Annotated in this window: 27 protein-coding genes and 2 tRNA genes; 15 read left to right on the top strand and 14 right to left on the bottom strand. The window is 58.7% G+C overall.

Annotated elements, in window-relative coordinates:
* Entirely contained in the window at window positions 1-1728 is a 1728-nt protein-coding gene (locus SynPROSU1_RS03595) for an NFACT family protein (protein ID WP_255444767.1), read from the bottom strand.
* A 38-nt stretch (window positions 1729-1766) separates the two neighbouring features.
* Between SynPROSU1_RS03595 and gmk the strand changes: the two genes are divergently transcribed.
* Window positions 1767-2324, top strand: a complete 558-nt coding sequence (gene gmk, locus SynPROSU1_RS03600) for a guanylate kinase (RefSeq protein ID WP_186571539.1) — start codon at window positions 1767-1769, stop codon at window positions 2322-2324.
* Between the two features lie 85 nt (window positions 2325-2409).
* Here the strand turns inward: gmk and psaJ are convergent, their stop codons facing one another.
* Together psaJ and SynPROSU1_RS03610 are read right to left on the bottom strand one after the other, a co-directional pair.
* The gene (psaJ, locus tag SynPROSU1_RS03605) at window positions 2410-2526 is read right to left on the bottom strand and encodes a photosystem I reaction center subunit IX (protein WP_006850741.1); all 117 of its coding nucleotides are present in this window, start codon (window positions 2524-2526) and stop codon (window positions 2410-2412) included.
* A gap of 32 nt (window positions 2527-2558) precedes the next feature.
* Complete coding sequence (locus tag SynPROSU1_RS03610) at window positions 2559-3035, bottom strand: photosystem I reaction center subunit III (protein ID WP_038556398.1); 477 nt, start codon at window positions 3033-3035, stop codon at window positions 2559-2561.
* Window positions 3036-3112: 77 nt separating this feature from the next.
* On the opposite strand from SynPROSU1_RS03610, the gene tsaD reads away from it, so the two are divergent.
* On the top strand, window positions 3113-4186 hold the full coding sequence (gene tsaD / locus SynPROSU1_RS03615; RefSeq protein WP_186571540.1) for a tRNA (adenosine(37)-N6)-threonylcarbamoyltransferase complex transferase subunit TsaD: 1074 nt from the start codon (window positions 3113-3115) through the stop codon (window positions 4184-4186).
* Window positions 4187-4225: 39 nt separating this feature from the next.
* On the top strand, window positions 4226-4405 hold the full coding sequence (locus SynPROSU1_RS03620) for a high light inducible protein (protein WP_186572214.1): 180 nt from the start codon (window positions 4226-4228) through the stop codon (window positions 4403-4405).
* Here the strand turns inward: SynPROSU1_RS03620 and SynPROSU1_RS03625 are convergent, their stop codons facing one another.
* Window positions 4406-5506, bottom strand: a complete 1101-nt coding sequence (locus SynPROSU1_RS03625; protein ID WP_370586276.1) for a type IV pilus twitching motility protein PilT — start codon at window positions 5504-5506, stop codon at window positions 4406-4408. It lies immediately after the preceding gene.
* 209 nt (window positions 5507-5715) lie between these two features.
* Here SynPROSU1_RS03625 and wecB point away from each other — a divergent pair, with 209 nt between their 5' ends.
* Genes wecB through SynPROSU1_RS03645 form a run of 4 tightly spaced genes read left to right on the top strand, consistent with a single transcriptional unit; the run spans window position 5716 to window position 8899 of the window.
* Window positions 5716-6828 carry a non-hydrolyzing UDP-N-acetylglucosamine 2-epimerase gene (gene wecB / locus SynPROSU1_RS03630; protein WP_186571542.1) on the top strand — a complete coding sequence of 371 codons (1113 nt, stop codon included), beginning with the start codon at window positions 5716-5718 and terminating at the stop codon, window positions 6826-6828.
* A complete protein-coding gene (locus SynPROSU1_RS03635) occupies window positions 6797-7399 on the top strand; it encodes a DUF1643 domain-containing protein (RefSeq protein ID WP_186571543.1) in 603 nt (200 codons plus the stop codon). Before wecB ends, SynPROSU1_RS03635 begins: the two co-directional genes overlap by 32 nt.
* Window positions 7399-7644, top strand: a complete 246-nt coding sequence (locus tag SynPROSU1_RS03640; RefSeq protein WP_186571544.1) for a hypothetical protein — start codon at window positions 7399-7401, stop codon at window positions 7642-7644. The genes SynPROSU1_RS03635 and SynPROSU1_RS03640 overlap by 1 nt, the downstream gene beginning before the upstream one ends.
* Window positions 7634-8899, top strand: coding sequence for a sodium:proton antiporter (locus SynPROSU1_RS03645; protein WP_186571545.1), 1266 nt, complete (start codon window positions 7634-7636; stop codon window positions 8897-8899). Before SynPROSU1_RS03640 ends, SynPROSU1_RS03645 begins: the two co-directional genes overlap by 11 nt.
* Here the strand turns inward: SynPROSU1_RS03645 and gltX are convergent.
* The 6 genes from gltX to SynPROSU1_RS03675 form a co-directional block, all read right to left on the bottom strand.
* Complete coding sequence (gltX, locus tag SynPROSU1_RS03650; protein WP_186571546.1) at window positions 8843-10276, bottom strand: glutamate--tRNA ligase; 1434 nt, start codon at window positions 10274-10276, stop codon at window positions 8843-8845. The two genes, SynPROSU1_RS03645 and gltX, sit on opposite strands and share 57 nt — an antisense overlap.
* A gap of 21 nt (window positions 10277-10297) precedes the next feature.
* Window positions 10298-10371 (bottom strand) — tRNA-Asp (locus SynPROSU1_RS03655).
* Window positions 10372-10589: 218 nt separating this feature from the next.
* The gene (locus tag SynPROSU1_RS03660; RefSeq protein ID WP_006043540.1) at window positions 10590-10778 is read right to left on the bottom strand and encodes a hyperconserved protein Hcp; all 189 of its coding nucleotides are present in this window, start codon (window positions 10776-10778) and stop codon (window positions 10590-10592) included.
* Window positions 10779-10815: 37 nt separating this feature from the next.
* A tRNA-Trp gene (locus tag SynPROSU1_RS03665) sits at window positions 10816-10888 on the bottom strand.
* A 61-nt stretch (window positions 10889-10949) separates the two neighbouring features.
* Window positions 10950-11414 carry a 50S ribosomal protein L19 gene (rplS, locus tag SynPROSU1_RS03670; protein WP_186571547.1) on the bottom strand — a complete coding sequence of 155 codons (465 nt, stop codon included), beginning with the start codon at window positions 11412-11414 and terminating at the stop codon, window positions 10950-10952.
* Between the two features lie 25 nt (window positions 11415-11439).
* Complete coding sequence (locus SynPROSU1_RS03675) at window positions 11440-11727, bottom strand: PepSY domain-containing protein (RefSeq protein ID WP_186572215.1); 288 nt, start codon at window positions 11725-11727, stop codon at window positions 11440-11442.
* A gap of 53 nt (window positions 11728-11780) precedes the next feature.
* On the opposite strand from SynPROSU1_RS03675, the gene map reads away from it, so the two are divergent.
* Window positions 11781-12626: a type I methionyl aminopeptidase gene (gene map, locus SynPROSU1_RS03680; RefSeq protein WP_186571548.1), complete on the top strand. Its 846-nt coding sequence runs from the start codon at window positions 11781-11783 to the stop codon at window positions 12624-12626.
* On the opposite strand, the gene SynPROSU1_RS03685 is transcribed toward map, so the two are convergent.
* Window positions 12607-13344 (bottom strand): SDR family oxidoreductase, encoded by a 738-nt coding sequence (locus SynPROSU1_RS03685; RefSeq protein WP_186571549.1) that lies wholly within the window; start codon window positions 13342-13344, stop codon window positions 12607-12609. The genes map and SynPROSU1_RS03685 overlap by 20 nt on opposite strands.
* A 36-nt stretch (window positions 13345-13380) precedes the next feature.
* On the opposite strand from SynPROSU1_RS03685, the gene ebsA reads away from it, so the two are divergent.
* From ebsA to SynPROSU1_RS03700, 3 genes are read left to right on the top strand one after another with little or no spacing between them, the layout of a single operon-like run.
* Complete coding sequence (ebsA, locus tag SynPROSU1_RS03690; RefSeq protein WP_186571550.1) at window positions 13381-13749, top strand: type IV pilus biogenesis protein EbsA; 369 nt, start codon at window positions 13381-13383, stop codon at window positions 13747-13749.
* A 26-nt stretch (window positions 13750-13775) separates the two neighbouring features.
* Window positions 13776-14873: a phosphotransacetylase family protein gene (locus SynPROSU1_RS03695; RefSeq protein ID WP_186571551.1), complete on the top strand. Its 1098-nt coding sequence runs from the start codon at window positions 13776-13778 to the stop codon at window positions 14871-14873.
* 16 nt (window positions 14874-14889) lie between these two features.
* Entirely contained in the window at window positions 14890-15426 is a 537-nt protein-coding gene (locus SynPROSU1_RS03700) for a DNA recombination-mediator protein A (RefSeq protein WP_038556374.1), read from the top strand.
* A 90-nt stretch (window positions 15427-15516) separates the two neighbouring features.
* Here SynPROSU1_RS03700 and SynPROSU1_RS03705 read toward each other — a convergent pair whose 3' ends face one another.
* Window positions 15517-16686 (bottom strand): serine hydrolase, encoded by a 1170-nt coding sequence (locus SynPROSU1_RS03705; protein ID WP_186571552.1) that lies wholly within the window; start codon window positions 16684-16686, stop codon window positions 15517-15519.
* 47 nt (window positions 16687-16733) lie between these two features.
* Window positions 16734-17186 (bottom strand): MAPEG family protein, encoded by a 453-nt coding sequence (locus SynPROSU1_RS03710; RefSeq protein ID WP_186571553.1) that lies wholly within the window; start codon window positions 17184-17186, stop codon window positions 16734-16736.
* A 55-nt stretch (window positions 17187-17241) separates the two neighbouring features.
* Here SynPROSU1_RS03710 and SynPROSU1_RS03715 point away from each other — a divergent pair, with 55 nt between their 5' ends.
* Both SynPROSU1_RS03715 and SynPROSU1_RS03720 read left to right on the top strand, forming a co-directional pair.
* Entirely contained in the window at window positions 17242-17739 is a 498-nt protein-coding gene (locus tag SynPROSU1_RS03715) for a YajQ family cyclic di-GMP-binding protein (RefSeq protein ID WP_186571554.1), read from the top strand.
* 327 nt (window positions 17740-18066) lie between these two features.
* Window positions 18067-19068, top strand: a complete 1002-nt coding sequence (locus SynPROSU1_RS03720; protein ID WP_186571555.1) for a glycosyl transferase family 2 — start codon at window positions 18067-18069, stop codon at window positions 19066-19068.
* Window positions 19069-19086: 18 nt separating this feature from the next.
* Here SynPROSU1_RS03720 and SynPROSU1_RS03725 read toward each other — a convergent pair whose 3' ends face one another.
* Entirely contained in the window at window positions 19087-19332 is a 246-nt protein-coding gene (locus SynPROSU1_RS03725) for a hypothetical protein (protein WP_186571556.1), read from the bottom strand.
* A 35-nt stretch (window positions 19333-19367) separates the two neighbouring features.
* Between SynPROSU1_RS03725 and SynPROSU1_RS03730 the strand changes: the two genes are divergently transcribed.
* Entirely contained in the window at window positions 19368-19760 is a 393-nt protein-coding gene (locus SynPROSU1_RS03730) for a phosphoribosyltransferase (protein WP_186571557.1), read from the top strand.
* A complete protein-coding gene (locus SynPROSU1_RS03735; protein WP_186571558.1) occupies window positions 19760-20230 on the top strand; it encodes a nucleoside 2-deoxyribosyltransferase in 471 nt (156 codons plus the stop codon). The genes SynPROSU1_RS03730 and SynPROSU1_RS03735 overlap by 1 nt, the downstream gene beginning before the upstream one ends.
* Window positions 20231-20234: the final 4 nt, after the last annotated feature.

Here is a 20234-nt window from a genome sequence, read left to right on the forward strand (position 1 = left end):
TCAGCCCGTTTGTGGGCTCAGGCTAGGGGCAAGGAGCCGTTGTTCCGCTCGTTGGGGATCCCCCCAACGGATTTCAGCTTGGCCATGGCGCACGGTGCCTGGGCCTGCACCGGGAATCCGCTGCAGTTGATCGGTTGGAACCATCACCACCGCCACCTGCTTGTTTCCACGTGCCCGACTGAAATAGGCGGCCAGATCCGTTGCCATGGCTAGGTCTGATTCCTCAGCAAGTCCGTTGGAGCTCTTGAGCACCACATGACTCCCTGGGCATTCCTGGGCGTGGAACCAGAGATCACCGCTACGCGCTTGGCGAAGCGAGATCCAATCGTTTTGCCGATGGTTCCGGCCCACCTGGATCGTGAGCCGACCTGGGCTGATCAGTTCCAATGGACTGGGCTGATCGCGTCGACGCTGATGACGTGCGTCGCGACGGGTCTCCTTGGGCTGCAACAACTCATCGAGTTCCTCCCGCAGATCATTCAGGGCGGAGAGTCGTGCTGGGCAGTCCTGCCAGGTTGCGCTCAGTTGATCCTCGATGAAGGTTTCGCTCTCGCTGATCAGCTCAAGACGTCGCTGATGGTGCGCCAGCCGCTGCTCGAGGATCGGGCGCGATCGCCGCAGTTTCTTGGCACGGCGATAGAGCGATTGGGCTTCATCGATCTGGTCGCGGCTTGGATTGCCAACACAGAGGAGAGCATCCGCCTGCTGTTGAAGCTCTCCATGCCCTTCGGTGGCGTCCAGACGATGGCGTTGGTCATCCTGGGCTGCCTGTTCTTTGCTGCGCCAACGCTCCAGGCGATGACGCAGGTCATGGCTGACCCGGGCCAGGGCCCGTTGCTCCAGGCACTGCTGGTGAAGCGCTCCCAACTGGAGAGCCAGGGATGGTTGGGGATGGCCCTCGTCTTTAGGAGATCCCCAGACCGTGTAACGCCCGTCGTTTTCAAGCACGAGGGCGAACTGTTCATTCTCGAGCTGATCCAACCAGAGAGACCAGCGGTCATAAAGCTTGCTCCACTGGCTGGCACCCAGGCTGTCCACGGGGGTGTTGAGGTTGTCTCCGGCGAGCTGTGCCGCCAACGCTGGACTGATGCCCTGGTAGGTCTGCTGAAAAGCCTTGCGCAGGGGGATCGGGACGAGAGAGAGCCGCTCCTGCCAGCGTTCAAAGCTCTCCGTTTGATCCGGTGCCAACCCCTGCAGCGTTGGGGGTGGGCTGTAGGAATCGCCGGTTGAGAGAGGGCGCACGCGGGACTGATGGTCCCGGACCTGACGACCCAGGGCAATGATGCGACGTTGCTCATCGAGGAGCAGCAGGTTGCTGTGCCGTCCCATCAGCTCCAGCACGAGCACCCGTTGGATCGGTTCGCCGGGGCGTTGGGCAAACTTGAATTCCACCACCCGTTCAAAGCCGCTCTGGTGAAGCTCCACAAGAGCCAGCTGGCGGAGGGTGTGTTGCAGCTGTTGCGCGAAGGTGCTGCCGCTGCCGCTGCGCGGGGGAGCGTTGACTTCCACCAACCGAGGGGCTTCGGCTTGCCAGCTCAGTTCCAGCCACACCATCCCGTTGAGGCTGCGGCAGCCAAGTTGAATTGTGGCTGGGTCGGGTTGTTGGGCTTTTTCGAAGCGGCTGGGCACCAGCCTTGGACGCAGATCCCAGAGCACCGCGCGAAGCGTGGTGAGATCCATTGGCTGCAGGCTTGTGGAGGCGATCACCTGGAGCACCGGGCGGGGCATTGGGGCTTCCTACTCTGCTGACCCACGCAGACGCCGCGATGTCCACCAGTGGAAAACTCACCTTGATCACTGGCCCGAGCGGTGTCGGCAAGGGAACGCTGGTGAACCAGCTGCTGGATCGCCATCCCAAGATCTGGCTGTCGGTGTCGGCCACCACCCGTTCTCCGCGCCAGGGGGAGCAGGACGGCATCAACTACTTCTTCCACAGCCGTGCGGGGTTTGAGTCCTTGGTGGAGCAGGAAGGTTTTCTGGAGTGGGCGGAATTCGCGGGGAATTTCTACGGCACCCCCCGACGTCCTGTTGAGGAACAGATGGCGGGGGGGCGCCCCGTGCTCTTGGAGATTGAGTTGGAAGGTGCGCGCCAGGTGCGTCGCAGTTTCCCGGACGGTTTTCAGATTTTTCTGGCTCCCCCCAGCTTTGAAGAATTGGAGCGTCGGATTCGCGGGCGCGGTACCGACTCTGAGGAAGCCATTGAGCGCCGCTTGATTCGCGCTCGAGAGGAACTCGAGGCTCAACAGGAATTCGACGCTGTCGTGATCAACGACGATCTCGAATCAGCGTTGAAACAGGTGGAGACTTTGATGGAGCTGGGGTAACGCGGAGCTGATCTTCGGAACGTGGTATGGGCACAAAAAAAAGGAACCCGAAGGTTCCTTTTGGATCTTGAAGATCATCCCCGATTCACATCGGGTGGAAGAGAAGATCAGGGAAGAAGCGGTTCCACTCGATCAGGATTCCTGCGGTGGCGGTGAACCAGATGGCTGCAACCACTGGAGCTGCGGTCAGAAACTTGTTCATTGTTGATGGAGCAATGGTTGAAGTCGTTTGAATCAGCGCGGTGAAACAGTCACCTTGCTGTCGTCTTCGAGCAGCTTGCCGCTGGTGAATTCACCGAAAGCAGCCAGAGGCCAAGTGGCTGCAGCGAGAAGGCTCTTTATGGCAATGCTGCGATCGATGAAAATTTCGTACTGGGCAGCATTCTTGCCGCGGGTTGCTTTCAGGTATTCACGACCGGCCCAGCCGATGCAACCGGTGATGTACAGGAACATGATCCCGGGATAGACAAAATCACCGGCATGGCTCCAGCGGCCGTCCACGATCAGGTGGGGAAGGCCATCCTCACCACAGGAGGCCTGGCTGTACATCTCGAAGCGAGCTTTGGCCTGAGGCGTTGTAGCTGCAGCGGCACGCTGCTGGAAGCGGGCGCTTTCAGAACAGGGTGTGAGGCCAGCCACATCCGCCTTGGCGACGGGGGCGAAGCCGAACACCAGGAGTGCTGAAAGCACGACGGCGAAGAGACGACGCATCGGAACGATTCCTCTGAACGGTGCCCCGAAAGGGCAAGATGTCACAAGTCGGAGAGTAGGAGAGGCGCATCGCTTCGATGCATGCAGTGCTTGCCCTCGAAACAAGTTGTGACGAGTCCGCTGCCGCGGTTCTTCGCCGTGACGCTGATGGCCGGATCGACGTTCTGGCCTCGCGGATTGCATCCCAGGTGGAGGAGCACGCTCGATGGGGTGGCGTTGTGCCTGAAATCGCCTCGCGTCGCCATGTGGAGGCCCTGCCGGGATTGATTGCGGCGGTTGTTGATGAGGCTGGTTTGGCTTTGGGCCAGTTGGATGCCATTGCGGCAACGATTACCCCAGGATTGGCTGGGGCCCTGATGGTGGCGTCGGTGACCGGACGAACCCTGGCGGCACTGCACCGTCGTCCGTTCCTTGGAATTCACCATTTGGAGGGCCATCTGGCCTCGGTGATGCTTGGAGAGAAGCCCCCCCAGGCGCCTTATTTGGTGTTGCTCGTCAGTGGAGGACACACCGAGCTGATCCTGGTGGCTGACGGTGGTGGGATGAAGCGTCTCGGCCGAAGCCATGACGACGCCGCTGGCGAAGCCTTCGACAAGGTGGCTCGCTTGTTGGGTCTGGGCTATCCCGGAGGTCCTGCCATTCAGGCCGTTGCCGAAACGGGTGATGCGACGCGCTTCCGCTTGCCCAAAGGGCGGATTTCGTTGCCAGGCGGTGGGTTTCATCCTTATGACTTTTCATTCAGCGGGCTGAAGACGGCCATGCTCCGGACGGTTGAGACGCTTCGGCAGACCGAGGAGCCCTTGCCTCTGGCTGATTTGGCCGCCAGTTTCGAACAGGTGGTGGCTGATGTCCTTGTGCAGCGCAGCCTCCGCTGTGCTGAAGATCACGGTGTTCGCCACGTCGTGATGGTGGGCGGTGTCGCTGCGAACCGTCGCCTGCGCCATTGCATGCTCGAACGCGGTCAGGAGCGGGGAATTGCGGTCTCTATCGCTCCCCTTGCCTTCTGCACCGACAATGCCGCGATGATCGGTGCTGCGGCCTTGTTGCGTCTGGGCCAGAACACGGCTTCGACGTCTCTTGAATCCGGAGTGGCTCCTCGTTGGCCCTTAGACCAGGCCGATGCTCTCTACAGAACAGACCCACCTTTCTAGGAAAGCCTTTTAATGTTGATTCCACTCTTCGGACTCTGAATCGTGGATCAACAGGAATTCAGATCAGATGCTCCCGAGCCAGTGGAGGGGGAAGAGCTGAATGCCTGGAAGCGCGGATTCACTCCTCAGGCAGAAATCTGGAATGGTCGCCTGGCCATGATCGGCCTGTCCGCGGGGATCGCTGTCGTTCTTTTGGTGCGTGTGTTCAGCGGAGGTTGATCAGCTCCGGCCCCTCAGGGCCTGAGCCAGTTCATTGGGTTTGAGGCTTACAGCCACCGCTTGTTCACCCTCGATGCGGTCCGCCTCCACCAGGGCCAGAAGCGATTGATTGGTGGTGATCATTCCATCGAATCCGCTGCGTTCCATGATCTCCTCCACCTCATCCAGGGCTCCCCGCTGGATGTAGTCCTTGCAGGCATCTGTGTTGATCAGAATGTCGTGATAGGCCGCCCGTTTGCCATCGGTTGTCTTGATCAGTCCCTGGGCGATCACCCCCAGAAGCGACTCGGACAACGATCGGCGCACGCTCTCCTGCTCTTCGGGCGGATACATGCCGAGGACCCGTTCAACGGTCTTCACCGCTGAATTGGTGTGAAGCGTTCCGAAGACCAAGTGACCGGTCTGTGCCGCTTCAAGTGCTGTTGAGAGCGTTTCCTGATCCCGGATTTCACCCACCAGGATCACGTCAGGGTCTTCTCGCAGTGCTGCCCTGAGGGCATTGTGGAATTTGAGAGTGTGCAACCCCACTTCCCGGTGTCGGATGAGGGACTTGCGACTTTCGTGCACGAATTCAACGGGATCCTCAATGGTGAGGATGTGACGTGCCTCGTTGCGGTTGATCCAATCGACCATGGCCGCCAAGGTTGTGCTTTTGCCGGACCCTGTCGGCCCCGTCACCAGGATCAGTCCTTTTGGGCGTGCAGCCAGACTCTGCAGCACACCGGGAAGGTTCAGCTGCTCCATGGTGAGGATCGTCTGCGGAATCAGGCGCAGCACCATCGCCGGCCCCCGCAGTGAATCCATCAGGTTGATGCGCACCCGCACGAACGGGAAGGCATGGGAGCCGTCGAATTCCTTATCTCTAAGAAAAGAATCGATCTTCTGAGGCGACAGGATTTCCTGGAGCCATCCCTGAAAGACGTCGGCTTGGGTTACAGGCCAGTCCGTGCCCTGCATGTCTCCGCGGGCGCGGTAGCGCGGGACTTCCCCAACCCCCAGGTGGACATCGGAATGGCCGGCATCATGCGCGATGCGCACAATCTCCTCGAGGCTTGGCGAACCATCTGCAGCTGGCCTGGGCGTTGGACTCTGGCCTTGGATGTCCTGTGAGCGTCCAGAGGTCCGGGCGGATGGCTCAGATGTTCGGACTGATGTTGGGCGCGGCGGGAAGCTGGGCGGGAAAACCGGCTGAGCCACGGTGATGGCGAGAGTTCAGTCTTCAGGATCGTCTCGATGCTGAAGCTGGCAACCTTTTCTCACTGTTCTCTCCGGGTTGACGCCCGTAAACTCCAGCGGACCGTCTGGATCGAATGGCTGAACAGCCCCGCGTCACGATCGTTCTGGGAACGCGTCCGGAGGCGATCAAGCTGGCTCCGGTGATCCGAATGTTCCAGGCTTGTGATGCGCTGCAGACCCGGGTCGTCTTGACCGGTCAGCATCGTGAAATGGTGGCCCAGGTGATGGATCTATTCCATCTCCAAGCGGATCAGGATCTCAACCTGATGGCGCCCCGCCAAACCCTGACGCATGTCACCTGTGCAGCGCTCCAAGGGTTGCGTGAAGACTTTCAGGCCTATCCCCCGCAGATGGTCCTGGTTCAAGGTGACACCACCACGGCGTTCGCCGCTGGTCTGGCCGCGTTCTATGAGCAGATCCCGGTGGGCCATGTGGAGGCCGGTCTGCGGACCGACAATCTTCTGGATCCCTTCCCGGAGGAAGCCAACCGTCGCCTCCTCTCCCAAATTGCGACACTGCACTTTGCACCGACGGCCCAGGCGGAAACCAACCTGAAGGCCTCCGGTGTGGTCGGGGAGATCTCCGTGACCGGAAACACCGTGATCGATGCGTTGTTGCTGATGGCGGAATCAGCGCCCGATATTCAGTTTGATGGCCTCGACTGGGCCCAGCAGAGGGTGATCCTGGCCACCGTGCATCGGCGCGAGAACTGGGGTGAGCGTCTGAACGACATCGCGGCAGGCATGCTTCAAGTGCTTGAGAAGTACCCCGATACGGCACTCCTGTTGCCCATGCATCGCAATCCCACGGTGCGTGAGCCGCTGCAGGCTCTGCTCGGGGGGCATCCCCGTGTGGTGCTGACCGAACCCTTGGATTACGACCGCCTTGTCGCGGCGATGAAAGGCTGCTGTCTTCTGCTCACTGATTCCGGTGGTCTCCAGGAGGAGGCCCCTGCGCTCGGCAAACCTGTCTTGGTGCTGCGACGCACCACGGAGCGACCGGAGGCTGTTGATGCTGGAACGGCTCGGCTGGTGGGGACCGATCCCGATGTGATTGTGGAAGAGACCTCGCGGCTGCTTGGGGATGCCACGGCCTATGAAGAGATGTCCCGCGCCGTTAATCCCTTCGGCGATGGTCATGCCAGCGAACGCATCCTTGAGCGCTGTCGCCGGCACCTCGGCGTCTGAGGCGCAGCTGAGCAGCGATGGCTGCTATCGCTGGTGGCTGCGGCGCTGCTGGGGCGCGGGGGAGGGTTGCCTGCTTTTCATTGGACTCAATCCCTCAAAGGCGGATGGACAGCGTGATGACCCAACCCTGCGTCGTTTGATCGGTTTCGCAAGGCAATGGGGATATCGGGAGTTACTGGTTCTCAATCTGTTCGCCCGTATTTCGCCGTCTCCAGCGGCGTTGCTGCGGGTGAAGGACCCCATCGGTGGGCAGAATGATCTTGTTCTGAACCGCTGCCTCAACCACTGGTCCCTGACGCCTCGGGTCGATCTTTGGTGCGGTTGGGGTGTAAACGGGGCGCGACGGGATCGGGCTCAAGTTGTCCTTGAAAAGATTCAGCGGTTGCTGCCTGAACGCAGGCGATCCGTTCCCGACTCGCCGCATCCTCTGATGCTGGGACGGACGGCCTCGGGACAGCCTCGTCATCCGCTTTACGCCCCGCGAAACGCCTGTCTTTGCCCTTTTCTCTGGGCAGACCCTGAACCGATCCGTCATCCTGAGAAGGCCTTGACGGATGTCCTTCCGAACTGATGTCCCGTACGCCTCGCCGTTATGCCGTCCATCTCCACCTTGTGGGAGGGCAGACCGAACGGGTGTTCTTCCCGAAACTCGAGACCTTCCAGGAGTGGTATCAAGGTGTGGTCAATGCCGAGAACCAGGGCGGCTTCGTCAACGTTCCGATCAGCGATCTGGAGGGTGAATATCTGGTCGTTCGGCCCCAGGCGGTGATCGGCGTGCGCGTGGAACCCCAGTTCTCCTCAGTCGATGACGCCTGAGCGTCTGGGCCTCCTCTGGGGCGTCACGGTCTTTTCGGGCGCTGCGGCAAGGCTTGTGGCGGCGAAGTCGGAATTTCCTGGAGTTGTGTTGCTGCTCCTGTCGGGGCTGCTGATTGGCCGCTCTGGTCTGGGTTGGGTGGAACCCCTCGACCTTGGCCCCGGGCTTGGGACCGTGGTGGGTCTGCTGGTCAGCCTGGTGCTGTTCGATGGCGGACTCAATCTCCGTCTGCCCGGTGACACGATCAAGGCCACGGTGCAGCGCATTGCCGCCCTGCGTCTGTTGATCTCCCTGGGAGGGGGTCTGTTGGCGGCCCATTGGCTGGCCGGCCTCAGCTGGTCGCTCGCCGCTGTCTTCAGTGCCATCGTGCTGGCCACGGGGCCAACGGTGGTTACCCCCTTGGTGCGACAGATTCGGCTCGCACCGCCTCTGGGTGAAGTTCTGGAGGCTGAAGGACTGGTGCTCGAGCCCATCGGCGCTGTTTTAGCCCTGCTGCTCTTGGAACTTGCCCTTGGCAATTTGCATGGCTGGCGTGAGGTGATGCTCGGACTGTTGTATCGATTGGGTGGTGGTGTGCTGATCGGTGCGAGCGTCGGCTGGCTGTTGTCTGAAGTCCTGCGACGGCTTAATCCCGATCAGTTGAAAGGGCTACCGCTTCAGCTCAGCCTGGGTTTGTTGTTTTTGATGTATGGCGTCAGTGAGTGGCTGCTGCCGGAATCAGCTCTTCCCGCTTCGGTGGCGGCTGGAATTGTCGTCGGTCGCCGCCCAGGACCGCACACCGCTGAATTGGATGGTCTGATTCAGGAATTGGCCCAGTTGGCGATCACGATGCTGTTTCCCCTTCTTGCGGCTGATGTGTCCTGGGCTGAACTCAGTCCGCTCGGTTGGGGCGGCATTCTCTGCGTGATGTCGTTGATGCTTGTGGTGCGTCCGATCGGCGTGGGTGTGGCCACGATGGGGCTGCCCTTCAACGTTGAGCAACGCCTGTTTCTGGGTTGGCTCGCTCCTCGAGGAATCGTCACTGCATCAGTGGCTTCTCTGTTCGCCATTCGTCTGGAGCAGGCCGGCATTCTGGGGGCTGGACGCCTTCAGGGGCTGGTGTTTCTGACCATCCTGATGACCGTTGGTTTGCAGGGCCTGACAGCCCAACCGTTGGCTCAGGCGCTCGGTCTGGTCAAAACCGACGATGACGAACCTGCCTCAGCCGAGGCAGCGGCGCAGCCGCGGCAGGTCCTCACCGATTCGGGACAGCAGTGACCATGTGGTGATCAGGTCGGGTCCCTGAAGTCGCCCCAGCAGAGCGGCACGCAGAGATTTCATCACAACTCCCTTTTTCACACCGGCGGCTTTGGCGGCATCCCCCAACCAGCCTTTGGCCCGATCGCTGTCGCTTCCATCCCATGCTTCGGTCTCGAGCCGCTGAATGAGATCGGCAAGGGCCGCTTTGGCCCCGTCTATAGCGAGTTGCTCAAGAGCATCCTCCTGAAGTTCCGGACATTCAAAGAATGGTGCCGCCTGATCGACTCCGTCGTTCAGCAGTGTGAGTGATGGGCCGAGTAAGGCACAGAGGTCGAGGCACCAGCTGGAATCGCTGGGTGGAACCCAACCACGCTCAGCCCATCGAGGGGTCAGTTCTCCCAGGAGATGTTCCGCCGTCCAGCCATGCAGAACCTGGGCATTGAGCCAGTTGAGCTTGTCCCAGTCGAAGCGTGCCCCGGCTTTGTTGACACGATCGAAGTCAAAGACGGCAGCGGCCTCGCTCAAGCTGAACCGTTCTTCCATGCCCTCCGGCACGGACCAGCCCAACAGGGTCATGTAATTAGCAATGGCGTCAGGGGTGTAACCCATGGCGCGGAAGTCATTGATGGAGGTCACCCCATCCCGTTTGGACAGCTTCCGTCCTTCGGCGTTGAGGATGAGAGGGGCGTGGGCAAAGGTCGGCAAGGGCAGGCCCAGCGCTTCGTAGAGGAGCAGTTGCTTGGCCGTGTTGGCGATGTGGTCTTCACCACGGATCACGTGGGTGATGTTCATCGCGGCGTCATCCACAACCACCACAAGGTTGTAGAGAGGGTCTCCGATCTGATCCGCCGGTGCGCGTCGGGCGATAACCATGTCTCCGCCGAGGTCAGAGCCACGCCAACTCATGGCTCCACGCACCAGGTCGCGCCAGCGGATCTCGGCAGCATCATCAATGCGAAAGCGGATCACTGCCTCGCGGCCTTCCGCCTGAAATGCCTGTTCCTGATCCGGCGTCAGATTCCTGTGACGGTTGTCGTAGCGGGGCGCTTGATTGGCAGCTTTCTGCGCATCGCGCATGGCCGTGAGTTCCGATTCGCTGGCGTAGCAGCGGTAGGCCAATCCCCGTTCGAGAAGGATCTGAATCGCTTCTCGATGCTGTGTCACCCGTTCGCTCTGGATGACGGGCTCTTCATCCCAGTTGAGGCCGAGCCATTGCAAGCCCTCGAGGATGTTCTGGGTGAACTCCGGTTTGGACCGCTCTTTGTCCGTGTCTTCAATGCGCAACACGAATGTTCCCTGTTCGTGCTTGGCGTAAAGCCAATTGAAGACAGCGGTACGTGCCGTTCCAATATGCAGCGTCCCCGTTGGACTGGGGGCCAATCGAACGCGCACCATTGTGGCTTTTGGTGTTGAAAACGGGACCGACGGGATTCGAACCCGCAACTTCCGCCGTGACAGGGCGGTGCTCTAACCGGTTGAACTACGGTCCCAGATCCGATTCAGAACTCGCGAGACGCGCTCCGAGGAATCTGATCTGCGTCGCTTGAAGCGACCCCACCAGTATCAACTGTTGCCCTGCCCTCCGTCAACAACTGACGTGTTGAACTCCGTCACTTTGTCATCAGCGACTGGGCATAAAAAAATTCCCGACGACTTTGTCGTCGGGAAAAGCAGCGCTACATCGATGGTTGATCGATGGAAAGACTGTTTAGGGACGGAATCCTGCAGGTTCGATGAGCCGAACCTGATTGCCGCGGGCGGTGAATTCACGACCTTGATCACTTTGGACGACCACACGGCCGCCGGATTTGACGCGTATCACTCGGGCACGGACCCAGCCGAGGGCGGCTGATTCCAACACCTTCACAACATCACCAGGTTGAAGATCCAACTCCATGCTCAGAACCGGGAAACTGCACGAGGGGGACATCGGACGCGCCGTGGAGGACTCGAACCCCCGACATCAGGTTTTGGAGACCTGCGTTCTACCAACTGAACTAACGGCGCAAGGCGATGAACCCCTCAGCCAACGTTGTTGTTGGCAACTGAATTGAACGAGGTAGATACCTCAGCGATCGAAGCGCTGCTTCACGCGGGTGGCCTTGCCCACCCGTTCCCGCAGATAGAAAAGCTTCGCCCTGCGTACTTTACCGCGCCGCTCCACCTTGACGGAAGCCACTTGTGGGCTGTGCAGCATGAATACCCGTTCGACGCCAATTCCTTGGAAAATCCTGCGGACCGTGATGGTCTGATTGAGGCCTCCATGGCGCTTGGAAATCACCACGCCTTCGTAGGGCTGCACTCGTTCCTTGTTGCCTTCGCTGATACGAACGCCAACGCGTACGGTGTCGCCCACGTAGATCTCAGGAAGATCATCCTTCTGCTGAGCAGTCTCGAACGCCCGTATCAGTGATTCGGGGCTCAGTTTTTTGGCAGGAGCGCTGACCTTCGCCGCTTTGGGCTCAGGTGCTGTGTCCACAGCCGTTTCGGTGTTCTCGTCGGTCACCGCTGTGTCCTTCGAATCGGCTGCCATCCCAGCTCCGCGTTGAATCGCCAAACTATGAGTGTACCTTCCGACGCCATCGTTCGATCAGGAGTCCTGCCCCCGTGATCAGCATCCACAGCAGGCCGACGGCGTTGAGAAGCACAACGAATGGCTCAAGTGTGGAGCCAAGCCATTCCCCTTCGTGCACCACCATGAGCCAGTGCACTTGCTCGCGGCTTGCTCCGAACCAATCTCGGGCCAACCGATAACTGACTCCGGAGAACACAGTCACCAGCAACGGAGCCAGAACGAACGGTGCAATGCTTCGGTGCAGTTCGCGCAAGCGCACAAGCAGCGGCATGACCGGCATCAATTCGGTTGCTGTTGATAGCGTGACGGATATTGGGCTGAGTCATGAATCTCTTTGCTGATCTTCTGGCATCCACCCAGGCGGCGCCGGGGCAGGTCACAGCAACGGGGCCGCGGATTCAGAAGCGTCGGGGCGTTGAGATCAAGTCGGCGCGCGAAGTGAAGATCATGCGCCAGGCCAGTCACATTGTCGCCACCGTGCTGCGGGAAGTGATGGGGATGGTGGAGCCCGGTCAAACCACTGGGGATATTGACGCCTTTGCTGAAAAACGCATCCGGGAGATGGGCGCGACCCCGAGTTTCAAGGGCTACCACGGTTTTCCTGCAAGCATCTGCGCCAGCATTAACAACGAAGTGGTGCATGGCATCCCCAGCCCAAAGCGAATGATTCGGCGGGGTGATCTGCTGAAGGTTGACACCGGCGCCTACTTCGAGGGATATCACGGCGATAGCTGCATCACGATCTGCGTGGGGGATGCCCCCCCGGAAGCTCAGACCTTGAGCCGCGTTGCTAAAGAGGCCTTGATGGCTGGTCTCAGCCAAGTAAAAGCGGGCAATACCCTGCTCGATATCGCTGGAGCCGTCGAGGACCACGTCAAGGCGAACGGTTTCAGCGTTGTGGAGGATTACACAGGCCATGGTGTGGGTCGGAACCTGCACGAAGAACCCTCTGTGTTCAACTTCCGCACCGATGAGCTCCCCAACGTCACCTTGCGCCCTGGCATGACGTTGGCCATTGAGCCCATCCTCAATGCCGGTAGCAAGGCATGCCGCACGCTGCGGGATCAGTGGACTGTTGTGACCCGCGATGGGTCTCTTTCCGCGCAGTGGGAACACACCGTCCTCGTCACCAGTGACGGTTGCGAGATCCTCACGGATCGGGGCGACTGAGAACCTGGCTGTAGATCCTCCGTCCAAGCTCGGTCAGGGGCATCAGGACATAAGTCAGTGGGTTGGGGGTCACGATCACGAGTCGCAACCCCCAGCCGGCCTGGCGGAGCACCTGGGCGGCGACAAAATCGGCTCCCATCACCCCAATGGGATTGAGCGACGAGCGGAAGGGGCCGAGTACAAGTTTGCGCAGGATGAGGGCTTCGCGTCCTGATCCATCGAGCACGGCACCGCGGATGCTCACCAATTGGCCCAACATCCGCTTGGTGAGTTCGTACACCGGACTGACAGCAGGCTGAATTTCCGCTTCCGAGGTGTTGATCCACATTTCTTTCGGACAACCCTGAGGCGAGGCTCTGCTGATGGCTTCAAAACGCTGCATCAGCCGCCAGCTGCTTAGGGCATTGATCTCCAGGGCTTGATTGATCACGTCAGGGCTTTGGTTGCCCTGGGGATTGATGCCATGGTTCAGGATCAGAACATCGATTTTTTCAAGATCGGCATCCAGGCTGGCTTCTTCACCGCAGCGCCATGTCACCCAACGGTTGGGCCCATCGGGTTGAAGTGGAGGGGCAGAACTGTGTGTGAATCCAATCACCTCGGCGCCTGCTGCCCGGAAGCAACGGGCCAGGGCTGCTCCCAGTGCTCCGCGTGCACCTGTGATGCCGATGCGTCGGCCTTGGAAGGGGGACTGGGCCATGGGGTCAGCTTGGGGCATCCTTGAAGCGATTGAATCAAGGACCAAGCACCAGCTTTGTCAGATGCTGCCCAACTGGTTCTGTTCGCTCCCTATTGCGGTGGTGTCAGTCGTGAGCAGGATCTAGCCGCAGCCCTGCAGATCCTGCGTCGCGGTGAACTGGAGGGGCGGCGTCCCGTTGCCGGAATGGATGGATACCCCTATCAACTCCGCTGGAACGGGGTCGCTGCGCCCCTGGAGAGGCTGGAATGCGAACTCCGTTTTCCTGGTCATACCGAGGGGGACGTTGATTTCTCTCTGGTGACTCATCAACTGGTGGCCTGGCTGATGGATCGCTCTCATCCGCAGCGATCGGAGCCAGACCTCCCTGATGGGTTCTGGCAGTGGTTGTTGATGGAGCGCAGTGATGCTCCTGAGCAGGCCTAGATTCATCGATGACAGGCATCACCTCTATGGGAACGACACTGTTGATCGGATCGTGTGAGCCGTTCAGTGGGAAGTCAGCCCTAGTCCTGGGAATTGCCCAGCAGCTTGCGCGAGCCGGACAGCAGATCCGCTTCGGAAAGCCCTTGGCCACCAGCCTGGATTGGGATCCAAACCAGGGGCCGTTGCCGGAACCCCTCATCGATGATGACGTTCGCTTTGTTGGTGAAACGCTGAATCTGCCGCCTGAGCGTCTGATTCCATCGATGCATCTGCTGTCTCCGACAACAGCTGCCCAGCGCCTTGGCCTGGGCGAGCTGGATGCAGGCGAAGGTTTCGATGAACTGCGGCAGCAAATACAGTCCGGCGAAGGACTCACCCTTTTGGAGTGCGCCGGAAGCCTGCAGGAGGGGCTGCTGTATGGCCTCAGCCTGCCGCAATTGGCGACAGGTCTTGATGCCAAGGTCGTGCTGGTGCACCTTTGGCAAGACAGCCGCAGCGTGGATGCTCTTCTGGCGGCCAAGCAGACCCTTGGAGATCGCCTGGTCGGTGTCGTCCTGAATGCTGTCACCCCCGAGGAGGTCGAGAGCTTGGAGCGTCAGGTGGTGCCTGCTCTGCAGGGCCTGGGCTTGCAGGTGTTCGGGGTCATGCCGCGTTCCCCATTGCTGCGCAGCGTCACCGTCGGTGAGTTGGTAAGACGGCTGAATGCGCGGGTGATTTGCTGCCCAGAACGGCAAGAACTGCTGGTGGAAACCCTGAGTATTGGCGCGATGAATGTGAATTCAGCCATGGAGTTCTTCCGCAAACGACGCAACATGGCTGTCGTCACGGGTGCGGATCGCACTGATATCCAGTTGGCTGCTCTGGAGGCTTCAACCCAGTGCCTGATCCTGACTGGAGCGGGGGAACCTCTCCCTCAATTGATCAACCGCGCGGAAGAGCTGGATGTTCCCCTCCTCAAGGTGGAGCACGACACGCTCGCCACGGTAGAGGTCATTGAGCAGGCCTTCGGTCATGTGCGGCTGCATGAAGCCGTGAAGGCGACCTATGCCTTCCGTCTTGTGGAAGAGCACTGCCACCTCGATCAGCTCTTCGAAGCATTGAACCTCACGGTTCAGCACGCCTGATGGTTGCTAACTTCCGATGAAATCAGGCGGCGGGTTTTCCTTGGGTCAGTCACTGGATCTGCCAGCCCTTGATCGGGTTGACACGCTTGCGCAGGAACTCGCACTGTTACAGGACAAAAGTCAGCGACGAATCGCCATCCTTGGCAGTCGGCATGTGCCTGTTGTGGCGGTTCATCTGATCGAATTGGTTGCACGCTCTCTCGTGCAGGAAGGTCATTCCCTGGTGACATCGGGATCTCAGGGCGTGAATGCTGCCGTGATTCGAGGGTGTCTTGAAGTGGATCCTTCGAAGCTCACCGTGTTGTTGCCCCAGAGCCTCGATCGACAGGTTCCTGAAATCCGAGATCTTCTGGATCGGGTGCTGCACCTTGTGGACAAGCCCGAGCAGGATGATCTCCCCTTGCCAATGGCCAGCAGTTTGTGCAACCAAGAGATCATTAACCGGTGTGATCAGTTGATCTGCCTCGCGTTTCATGACAGCGAGACATTGTTGGCAAGTGCCCGAACAGCTGAAGATATGGGAAAAGTAGTGAGCCTTTTGTATTTTGACTAAGTCTTGATTTGAGGTTCAAGGCTCGATAAAATTTGTTTTTGAATCACTGAACATATGGTTTGAGTAGAAGAAGCTTTTGTCTAATTGTTATCATTTTGACCATTTCCTTGCGGTATTGATGGTTTTAAGGCTGCTTTTGATGAAGTGGTACTGAGGGATGTCTGTCGCCAGCCATGGGTTCGGTGCTTTGTTGATAAGGAAGACAGCTCCATTGGCCCCATCCAAGCTGATGATCGAAAGGCTTAAGTATCCATTGCCAGAGCCTGAGTGGAATAAGTATCTTCCTTGAGTCGCCGTGTCAGCGTCTCGGTTGCCGATAAAAAATCCAAGGCTGCGGCTTGGGCTGGAACTGGGAATGCTGAGTTGTTCGGCCAGGTCCTTGCTGATGAGCTTGTGCTTAGCGATGAGCGCCTGGGTGAAGGCAATGTTGAAGCGTGCCAGGTCGCTTGCTGTGCTCCACATCAAGCCGGTGGAAAGGATGGGATGCCGCATTGGTGCACGGTGATGGGGCTGATCATCCACGTCGTAGGGGATGGCAATTGTGCTGGTGTCGTTCAGAAAAAAGCGGTTGTTGAAAGTGCTCCGGTCCATGCCAGCTGGTGTCAGCACCAACTCCTGCATGAGAGCGGGGAAGGATTGTTGGCTGATCGATTCCAAGGCCGGCTGCAGCACCGAGTAGCAGCCGTTGCAGTAGTCGAAGCTGCTGCCGGGGATCCGCACAACGGTGAGTGGTTGGTTGTTGGCAGGGGGCATTCCACGCAACACCTGCTGCAATGTCGGCAGTGTTTCCTTGGGCCCGCAGCAACCGTCGGGATAGGGATTGCTTAGGGCTCCGGTGTGGTTCAGCAGCATGCGAAAACTCACCGCTACCTTTGCTGTGTAACGATTTTCAGGGATCGTCCAACCTGTTAAATAGCGGTTGACAGGCTCATCAACTGCAATCTGTTTGGATGCCAAAAGTTTCACCGTGGCTAAGGCGGTGAGCGTTTTGGTGATCGATTGAGCCTGAAACAAGGTGTCTGCAGTCACCGGCCGCCCGCTGGCCAGGTCTGCCACGCCAAAGCCCCGCGCCCAAGCAATCCGGCTGTTTTCGATTACGGCGATGGAAGCACCAGGAATGTTGTGCTCCTGACGCAACTCTTCAATCCGCTGTTGCACTGGGCTGAACTGGACCTGCGCCAGACCTGGTTTGGACAGGAGCCCTGTTGAGAGGGTTGCCAATGTTGCCAGGCAGCCCCAGCCCAAGAGTCTGAAGGGCATCGCTGGTGCAGTCAGCTAAGCCACAAACCTAGGCCGAAGGCTTGTGGTCAACCATTCAGGAGTGCTTTCAGCCCTTCGCTGTACAGAATGCCGCTGCAAAGCAGACCAGTGGCCCAACACAGGCCCCGAGCGGGGGGGGTGTTGGCCACATAGGCGGCGATGTAGGCGAGGCGCAACGCTGGATGGGCAAATGCGGCCACCACGGCTGCCGAAGGCAATGCGCCGGTATGTAGTGCAGCGGTTAGGGCCAACAAAGCTGCCGGGGCATGCAGCGTGAAGGCCTCAAAGCTGTTTTGGTGGGCCCAGCTGGCGCGCTTGCCCCAGGCCGGATAGCGGTCGAACATGGCCCGGGGTGCGGCCATGTCTTTCATTTCGAAGTTTGCGGCTGACCGCGCGGCGCCCAACGGAAGAATGCTGGCCACGACTGAGCCACCGGAGAGCACTAGCGACCAGGCGTAAGGAGCCGCATCTGTGGCGGTGAACAGCTGCAGCAGCGACATTGTTGGGGAATCAGACCGCGCCTTTCTAAGCTGAGCTCAGGTAAGAGCGCGAGTCATGGCCAGCACCTATTCCTTTGACGTTGTCTCCGATTTCGATCGGCAGGAGCTGGTCAACACCCTGGATCAGGTGCGTCGGGATGTGGGCAATCGTTATGACCTCAAGGATTCCAACACGGAGATTGAGCTGGAGGAGACGGAGTTGGTGATCACCACGGCCAGTGATATGACGCTCCAGGCAGTTGAGGATGTGCTTCGAACCAAAGCGACCAAACGCAACCTTTCACTCAAGATTTTTGATTTTCAAACCCCTGAAACAGCGGGGGGTAATAGGGTGAAGCAGGTGGTGAAGTTACGCAAGGGTCTCAGTCAGGAGATCGCAAAGAAACTGAGCAAGATGGTTCGCGATGAACTCAAGAAAGTGACCGTTGCAATCCAGGGCGAAAGTGTGCGGATTACTGGTAAAAACAAGGATGATCTTCAGGCTGCTATCCAGCTGGTGAAGAGCAAAGAGGATGAACTTGATGTTCCCCTGCAGTTTGAGAACTATCGCTGATCAAAGGGAGCAGGGTCTGACATTGCGTTGAGGTCCATCCTTGGAATCGCTTGGACTGCATTGCAATGACGATGCCAGCCAGGGATGTCCTGCACTTGTGGTGGGATGCCCTCAGCTCGCGCAGGCCTGGTTGGATTGCCTTGGCTTGCGGGCACAACAACGCTGATCTGATTATCTCGAGGGGGCAGGCTTGGTTGGAGAGGCGTGCCACGGGGATCTCCAGATGGATGGATTCAGGGATGCTCGGTTTGCCCGAAGCAGATCCCTAGATACAGAATGTTTTTTAGGGACATTGTGTGGTAATTTAAACCAAATTCAATTTTTTTGGTGAGCAGTTACGCCATCGTTGTGCGCGCTTTTGATGGTGAAGCTCCTTACCTCCAGTCTTTCATTGACTATCATCGTCGCCTTGGTGTTGAGGCCTTTTATCCAGTGCTTGCTCCAGGGGCAGCGCCATTGTGTAGAGACATATTCGCAAAAAATCAGATTCGCTTCCATGAGTCCGAAGGTCAGAGAATTGGCAGTGTTCAGGATCTAATTCGAGAGGATTATGTTGCCGTTATCGATGCAGATGAATACTTGCATCCTGATTTATTTCGATTCCTTGACGAAGAAAGTGTTGAATCTCTCCTGATGCCATGGAGGCTGACAGCATCGCTGGATGATGATTTTTTTGAGTCTGCTCAAAAGAAGTTTTTTGTTTTTCCCCAGGTCAAATCGATCGTTCAAACCTCCGCGCTCAAGCGGCTGCGTCTCCATGCTTCCAACACCAGTGGCTCCGGTCGCTGTCTTGGGATTGCCCAAGGTCAACAATTCCCTGTTCAGCACTACTACCTTCGCGGTCTTGATGATCTGCTGTTGAAGGAGGGTGGTGTGGTCAGGCGAACCCTGGCTCAGAGCTCAGGCCGGAAGCAGGTGAATTTGAATGCGGATGCGGATGCGGATTCGCTGGATTTTCCCAGCCGCCATGCCCGAGTGGCGTTTTTATTGAACGTTCTGGAGACCAGGCCTGAGCAGCTCGATCCCTACAGCATGACGTTGGATCGATCCATGTTGGATTATCTCCGGAACAGTGTTCATGGTGATCCTGATGCTGCCAAGCAAGCTCTTCGTGACAGCGTTGCAAGGATCCAAAGGGTGTATCGAAAGCGCACGATCCATCGAGAAATTAGAGCGACGCAGCAACTGCTTGCTTCAGATCCACACAAGGTCAGTTATCAGAAACGGGTTTTGAAGTTGCTACGGCGTGATTTTGAATTTCGTCAATCTTGGTTGGGGCTTTTTGAAAATGCTCGGGATTCCTTGTTGATGAACAGGGGGCGCTTGTAAGTCTGCGATGTTGGCTTGTTATGTCGCATCTCGTCGACCGTCAATGATTCGAGCCAGTTCCAGGAAGTAGCCAGCGGTGCACCAACGTCCGTGGCTGCGGGAGCGGTTCTCCGTGTCCGAGCGGATTTCGCCGGTTTCGGCCATCAGCAAATCGAGTTCCCCCTGCGGCAAGTCATAGAGCTCCTGCAGTTCCAGCTCCCGGTTCAGCAGATGGCTGCGGAACCATTTGCGGGTTTGTTCCTGGGGTGGGACGTCGCTGTTCACGGTGCATCTTGGCCTGAATGTGTCATTCTCCGGCCATGCGGGTTCTCAGCTGGGCTCAATTTGATCAGGCTGTGGCCCAGCTCGCAGCGCGCTTTGCAGATGCAGAGCTGACGGGGGTCTATGGGGTCCCCAGAGGTGGGCTGTGCCTTGCGGTTGCACTCAGCCATGCCATGGAGCGGCCGCTGCTGTCGGTCCCCAACCGATCGGCGTTGATTGTGGACGATGTTTATGAAACCGGTCGCACGTTGAAGGCAGTGCATGATCAGGTTCCGCAGGCCTCATTCGCGGTGTGGGTAAGCAAAGGCACGCCAGATTGGTGGACGGCAGCGCTGGTTGCCGACTCCTCGGAATGGGTGGTGTTCCCCTGGGAAAACGTTGAGCGGGCCCGTGCGGATGAGCAGGCCTATCGCGCCTCTCGTGGTTTGTGATGAATAACACCTCACGCACGATTTATCTGGCGTCTCCCTATGGCTTCTCGGCCCAGTGGAAGCGACTGTTGTTGCCGGAGTTCGTGCGTGCGTTGGAAGCGCTGAACCTGGAGGTGTGGGAGCCCTTCGCTCGTAATGGCCAGGTGAACCTGGCGGAACCGGGTTGGGCGTATCGCGTCGCGCAGCGCGACCTGCAGGATGTGCGCGATGCCGATGCACTGTTGGCGATCGTCAATGGAACCCCACCGGATGAAGGGGTGATGGTGGAACTTGGGGCTGCCATCGCTTTGGGAAAACCGACGTTTCTGTTTCGAGATGATTTCCGCAGGTGCACCGATTCCGAGCAGTATCCGCTCAATTTGATGTTGTTTGCCGGTCTGCCGGAGCAGGGCTGGAACGATTACGTCTACACCGATCTTGCGGAGCTCGGGGATCCCCGAAAGGCCATGGCACGCTGGGCGCTCTCCTGAGTTG

The sequence above is a fragment of the Synechococcus sp. PROS-U-1 genome (assembly GCF_014279755.1).
In the GTDB taxonomy this organism is placed as follows: domain Bacteria; phylum Cyanobacteriota; class Cyanobacteriia; order PCC-6307; family Cyanobiaceae; genus Parasynechococcus.

Bases quoted from the DNA above. Each gene is read 5' to 3' on its own strand.
- SynPROSU1_RS03595 (WP_255444767.1), bottom strand. From the start codon at position 1,728: ATGCCCCGCCCGGTGCTCCAGGTGATCGCCTCCACAAGCCTGCAGCCA.
- gmk (WP_186571539.1), top strand. From the start codon at position 1,767: ATGTCCACCAGTGGAAAACTCACCTTGATCACTGGCCCGAGCGGTGTC.
- psaJ (WP_006850741.1), bottom strand. From the start codon at position 2,526: ATGAACAAGTTTCTGACCGCAGCTCCAGTGGTTGCAGCCATCTGGTTC.
- SynPROSU1_RS03610 (WP_038556398.1), bottom strand. From the start codon at position 3,035: ATGCGTCGTCTCTTCGCCGTCGTGCTTTCAGCACTCCTGGTGTTCGGC.
- tsaD (WP_186571540.1), top strand. From the start codon at position 3,113: ATGCATGCAGTGCTTGCCCTCGAAACAAGTTGTGACGAGTCCGCTGCC.
- wecB (WP_186571542.1), top strand. From the start codon at position 5,716: ATGGCTGAACAGCCCCGCGTCACGATCGTTCTGGGAACGCGTCCGGAG.
- SynPROSU1_RS03640 (WP_186571544.1), top strand. From the start codon at position 7,399: ATGTCCCGTACGCCTCGCCGTTATGCCGTCCATCTCCACCTTGTGGGA.
- SynPROSU1_RS03645 (WP_186571545.1), top strand. From the start codon at position 7,634: ATGACGCCTGAGCGTCTGGGCCTCCTCTGGGGCGTCACGGTCTTTTCG.
- gltX (WP_186571546.1), bottom strand. From the start codon at position 10,276: ATGGTGCGCGTTCGATTGGCCCCCAGTCCAACGGGGACGCTGCATATT.
- SynPROSU1_RS03660 (WP_006043540.1), bottom strand. From the start codon at position 10,778: ATGGAGTTGGATCTTCAACCTGGTGATGTTGTGAAGGTGTTGGAATCA.
- rplS (WP_186571547.1), bottom strand. From the start codon at position 11,414: ATGGCAGCCGATTCGAAGGACACAGCGGTGACCGACGAGAACACCGAA.
- SynPROSU1_RS03675 (WP_186572215.1), bottom strand. From the start codon at position 11,727: ATGCCGCTGCTTGTGCGCTTGCGCGAACTGCACCGAAGCATTGCACCG.
- map (WP_186571548.1), top strand. From the start codon at position 11,781: ATGAATCTCTTTGCTGATCTTCTGGCATCCACCCAGGCGGCGCCGGGG.
- SynPROSU1_RS03685 (WP_186571549.1), bottom strand. From the start codon at position 13,344: ATGCCCCAAGCTGACCCCATGGCCCAGTCCCCCTTCCAAGGCCGACGC.
- SynPROSU1_RS03695 (WP_186571551.1), top strand. From the start codon at position 13,776: ATGGGAACGACACTGTTGATCGGATCGTGTGAGCCGTTCAGTGGGAAG.
- SynPROSU1_RS03700 (WP_038556374.1), top strand. From the start codon at position 14,890: ATGAAATCAGGCGGCGGGTTTTCCTTGGGTCAGTCACTGGATCTGCCA.
- SynPROSU1_RS03705 (WP_186571552.1), bottom strand. From the start codon at position 16,686: ATGCCCTTCAGACTCTTGGGCTGGGGCTGCCTGGCAACATTGGCAACC.
- SynPROSU1_RS03710 (WP_186571553.1), bottom strand. From the start codon at position 17,186: ATGTCGCTGCTGCAGCTGTTCACCGCCACAGATGCGGCTCCTTACGCC.
- SynPROSU1_RS03715 (WP_186571554.1), top strand. From the start codon at position 17,242: ATGGCCAGCACCTATTCCTTTGACGTTGTCTCCGATTTCGATCGGCAG.
- SynPROSU1_RS03730 (WP_186571557.1), top strand. From the start codon at position 19,368: ATGCGGGTTCTCAGCTGGGCTCAATTTGATCAGGCTGTGGCCCAGCTC.
- SynPROSU1_RS03735 (WP_186571558.1), top strand. From the start codon at position 19,760: ATGAATAACACCTCACGCACGATTTATCTGGCGTCTCCCTATGGCTTC.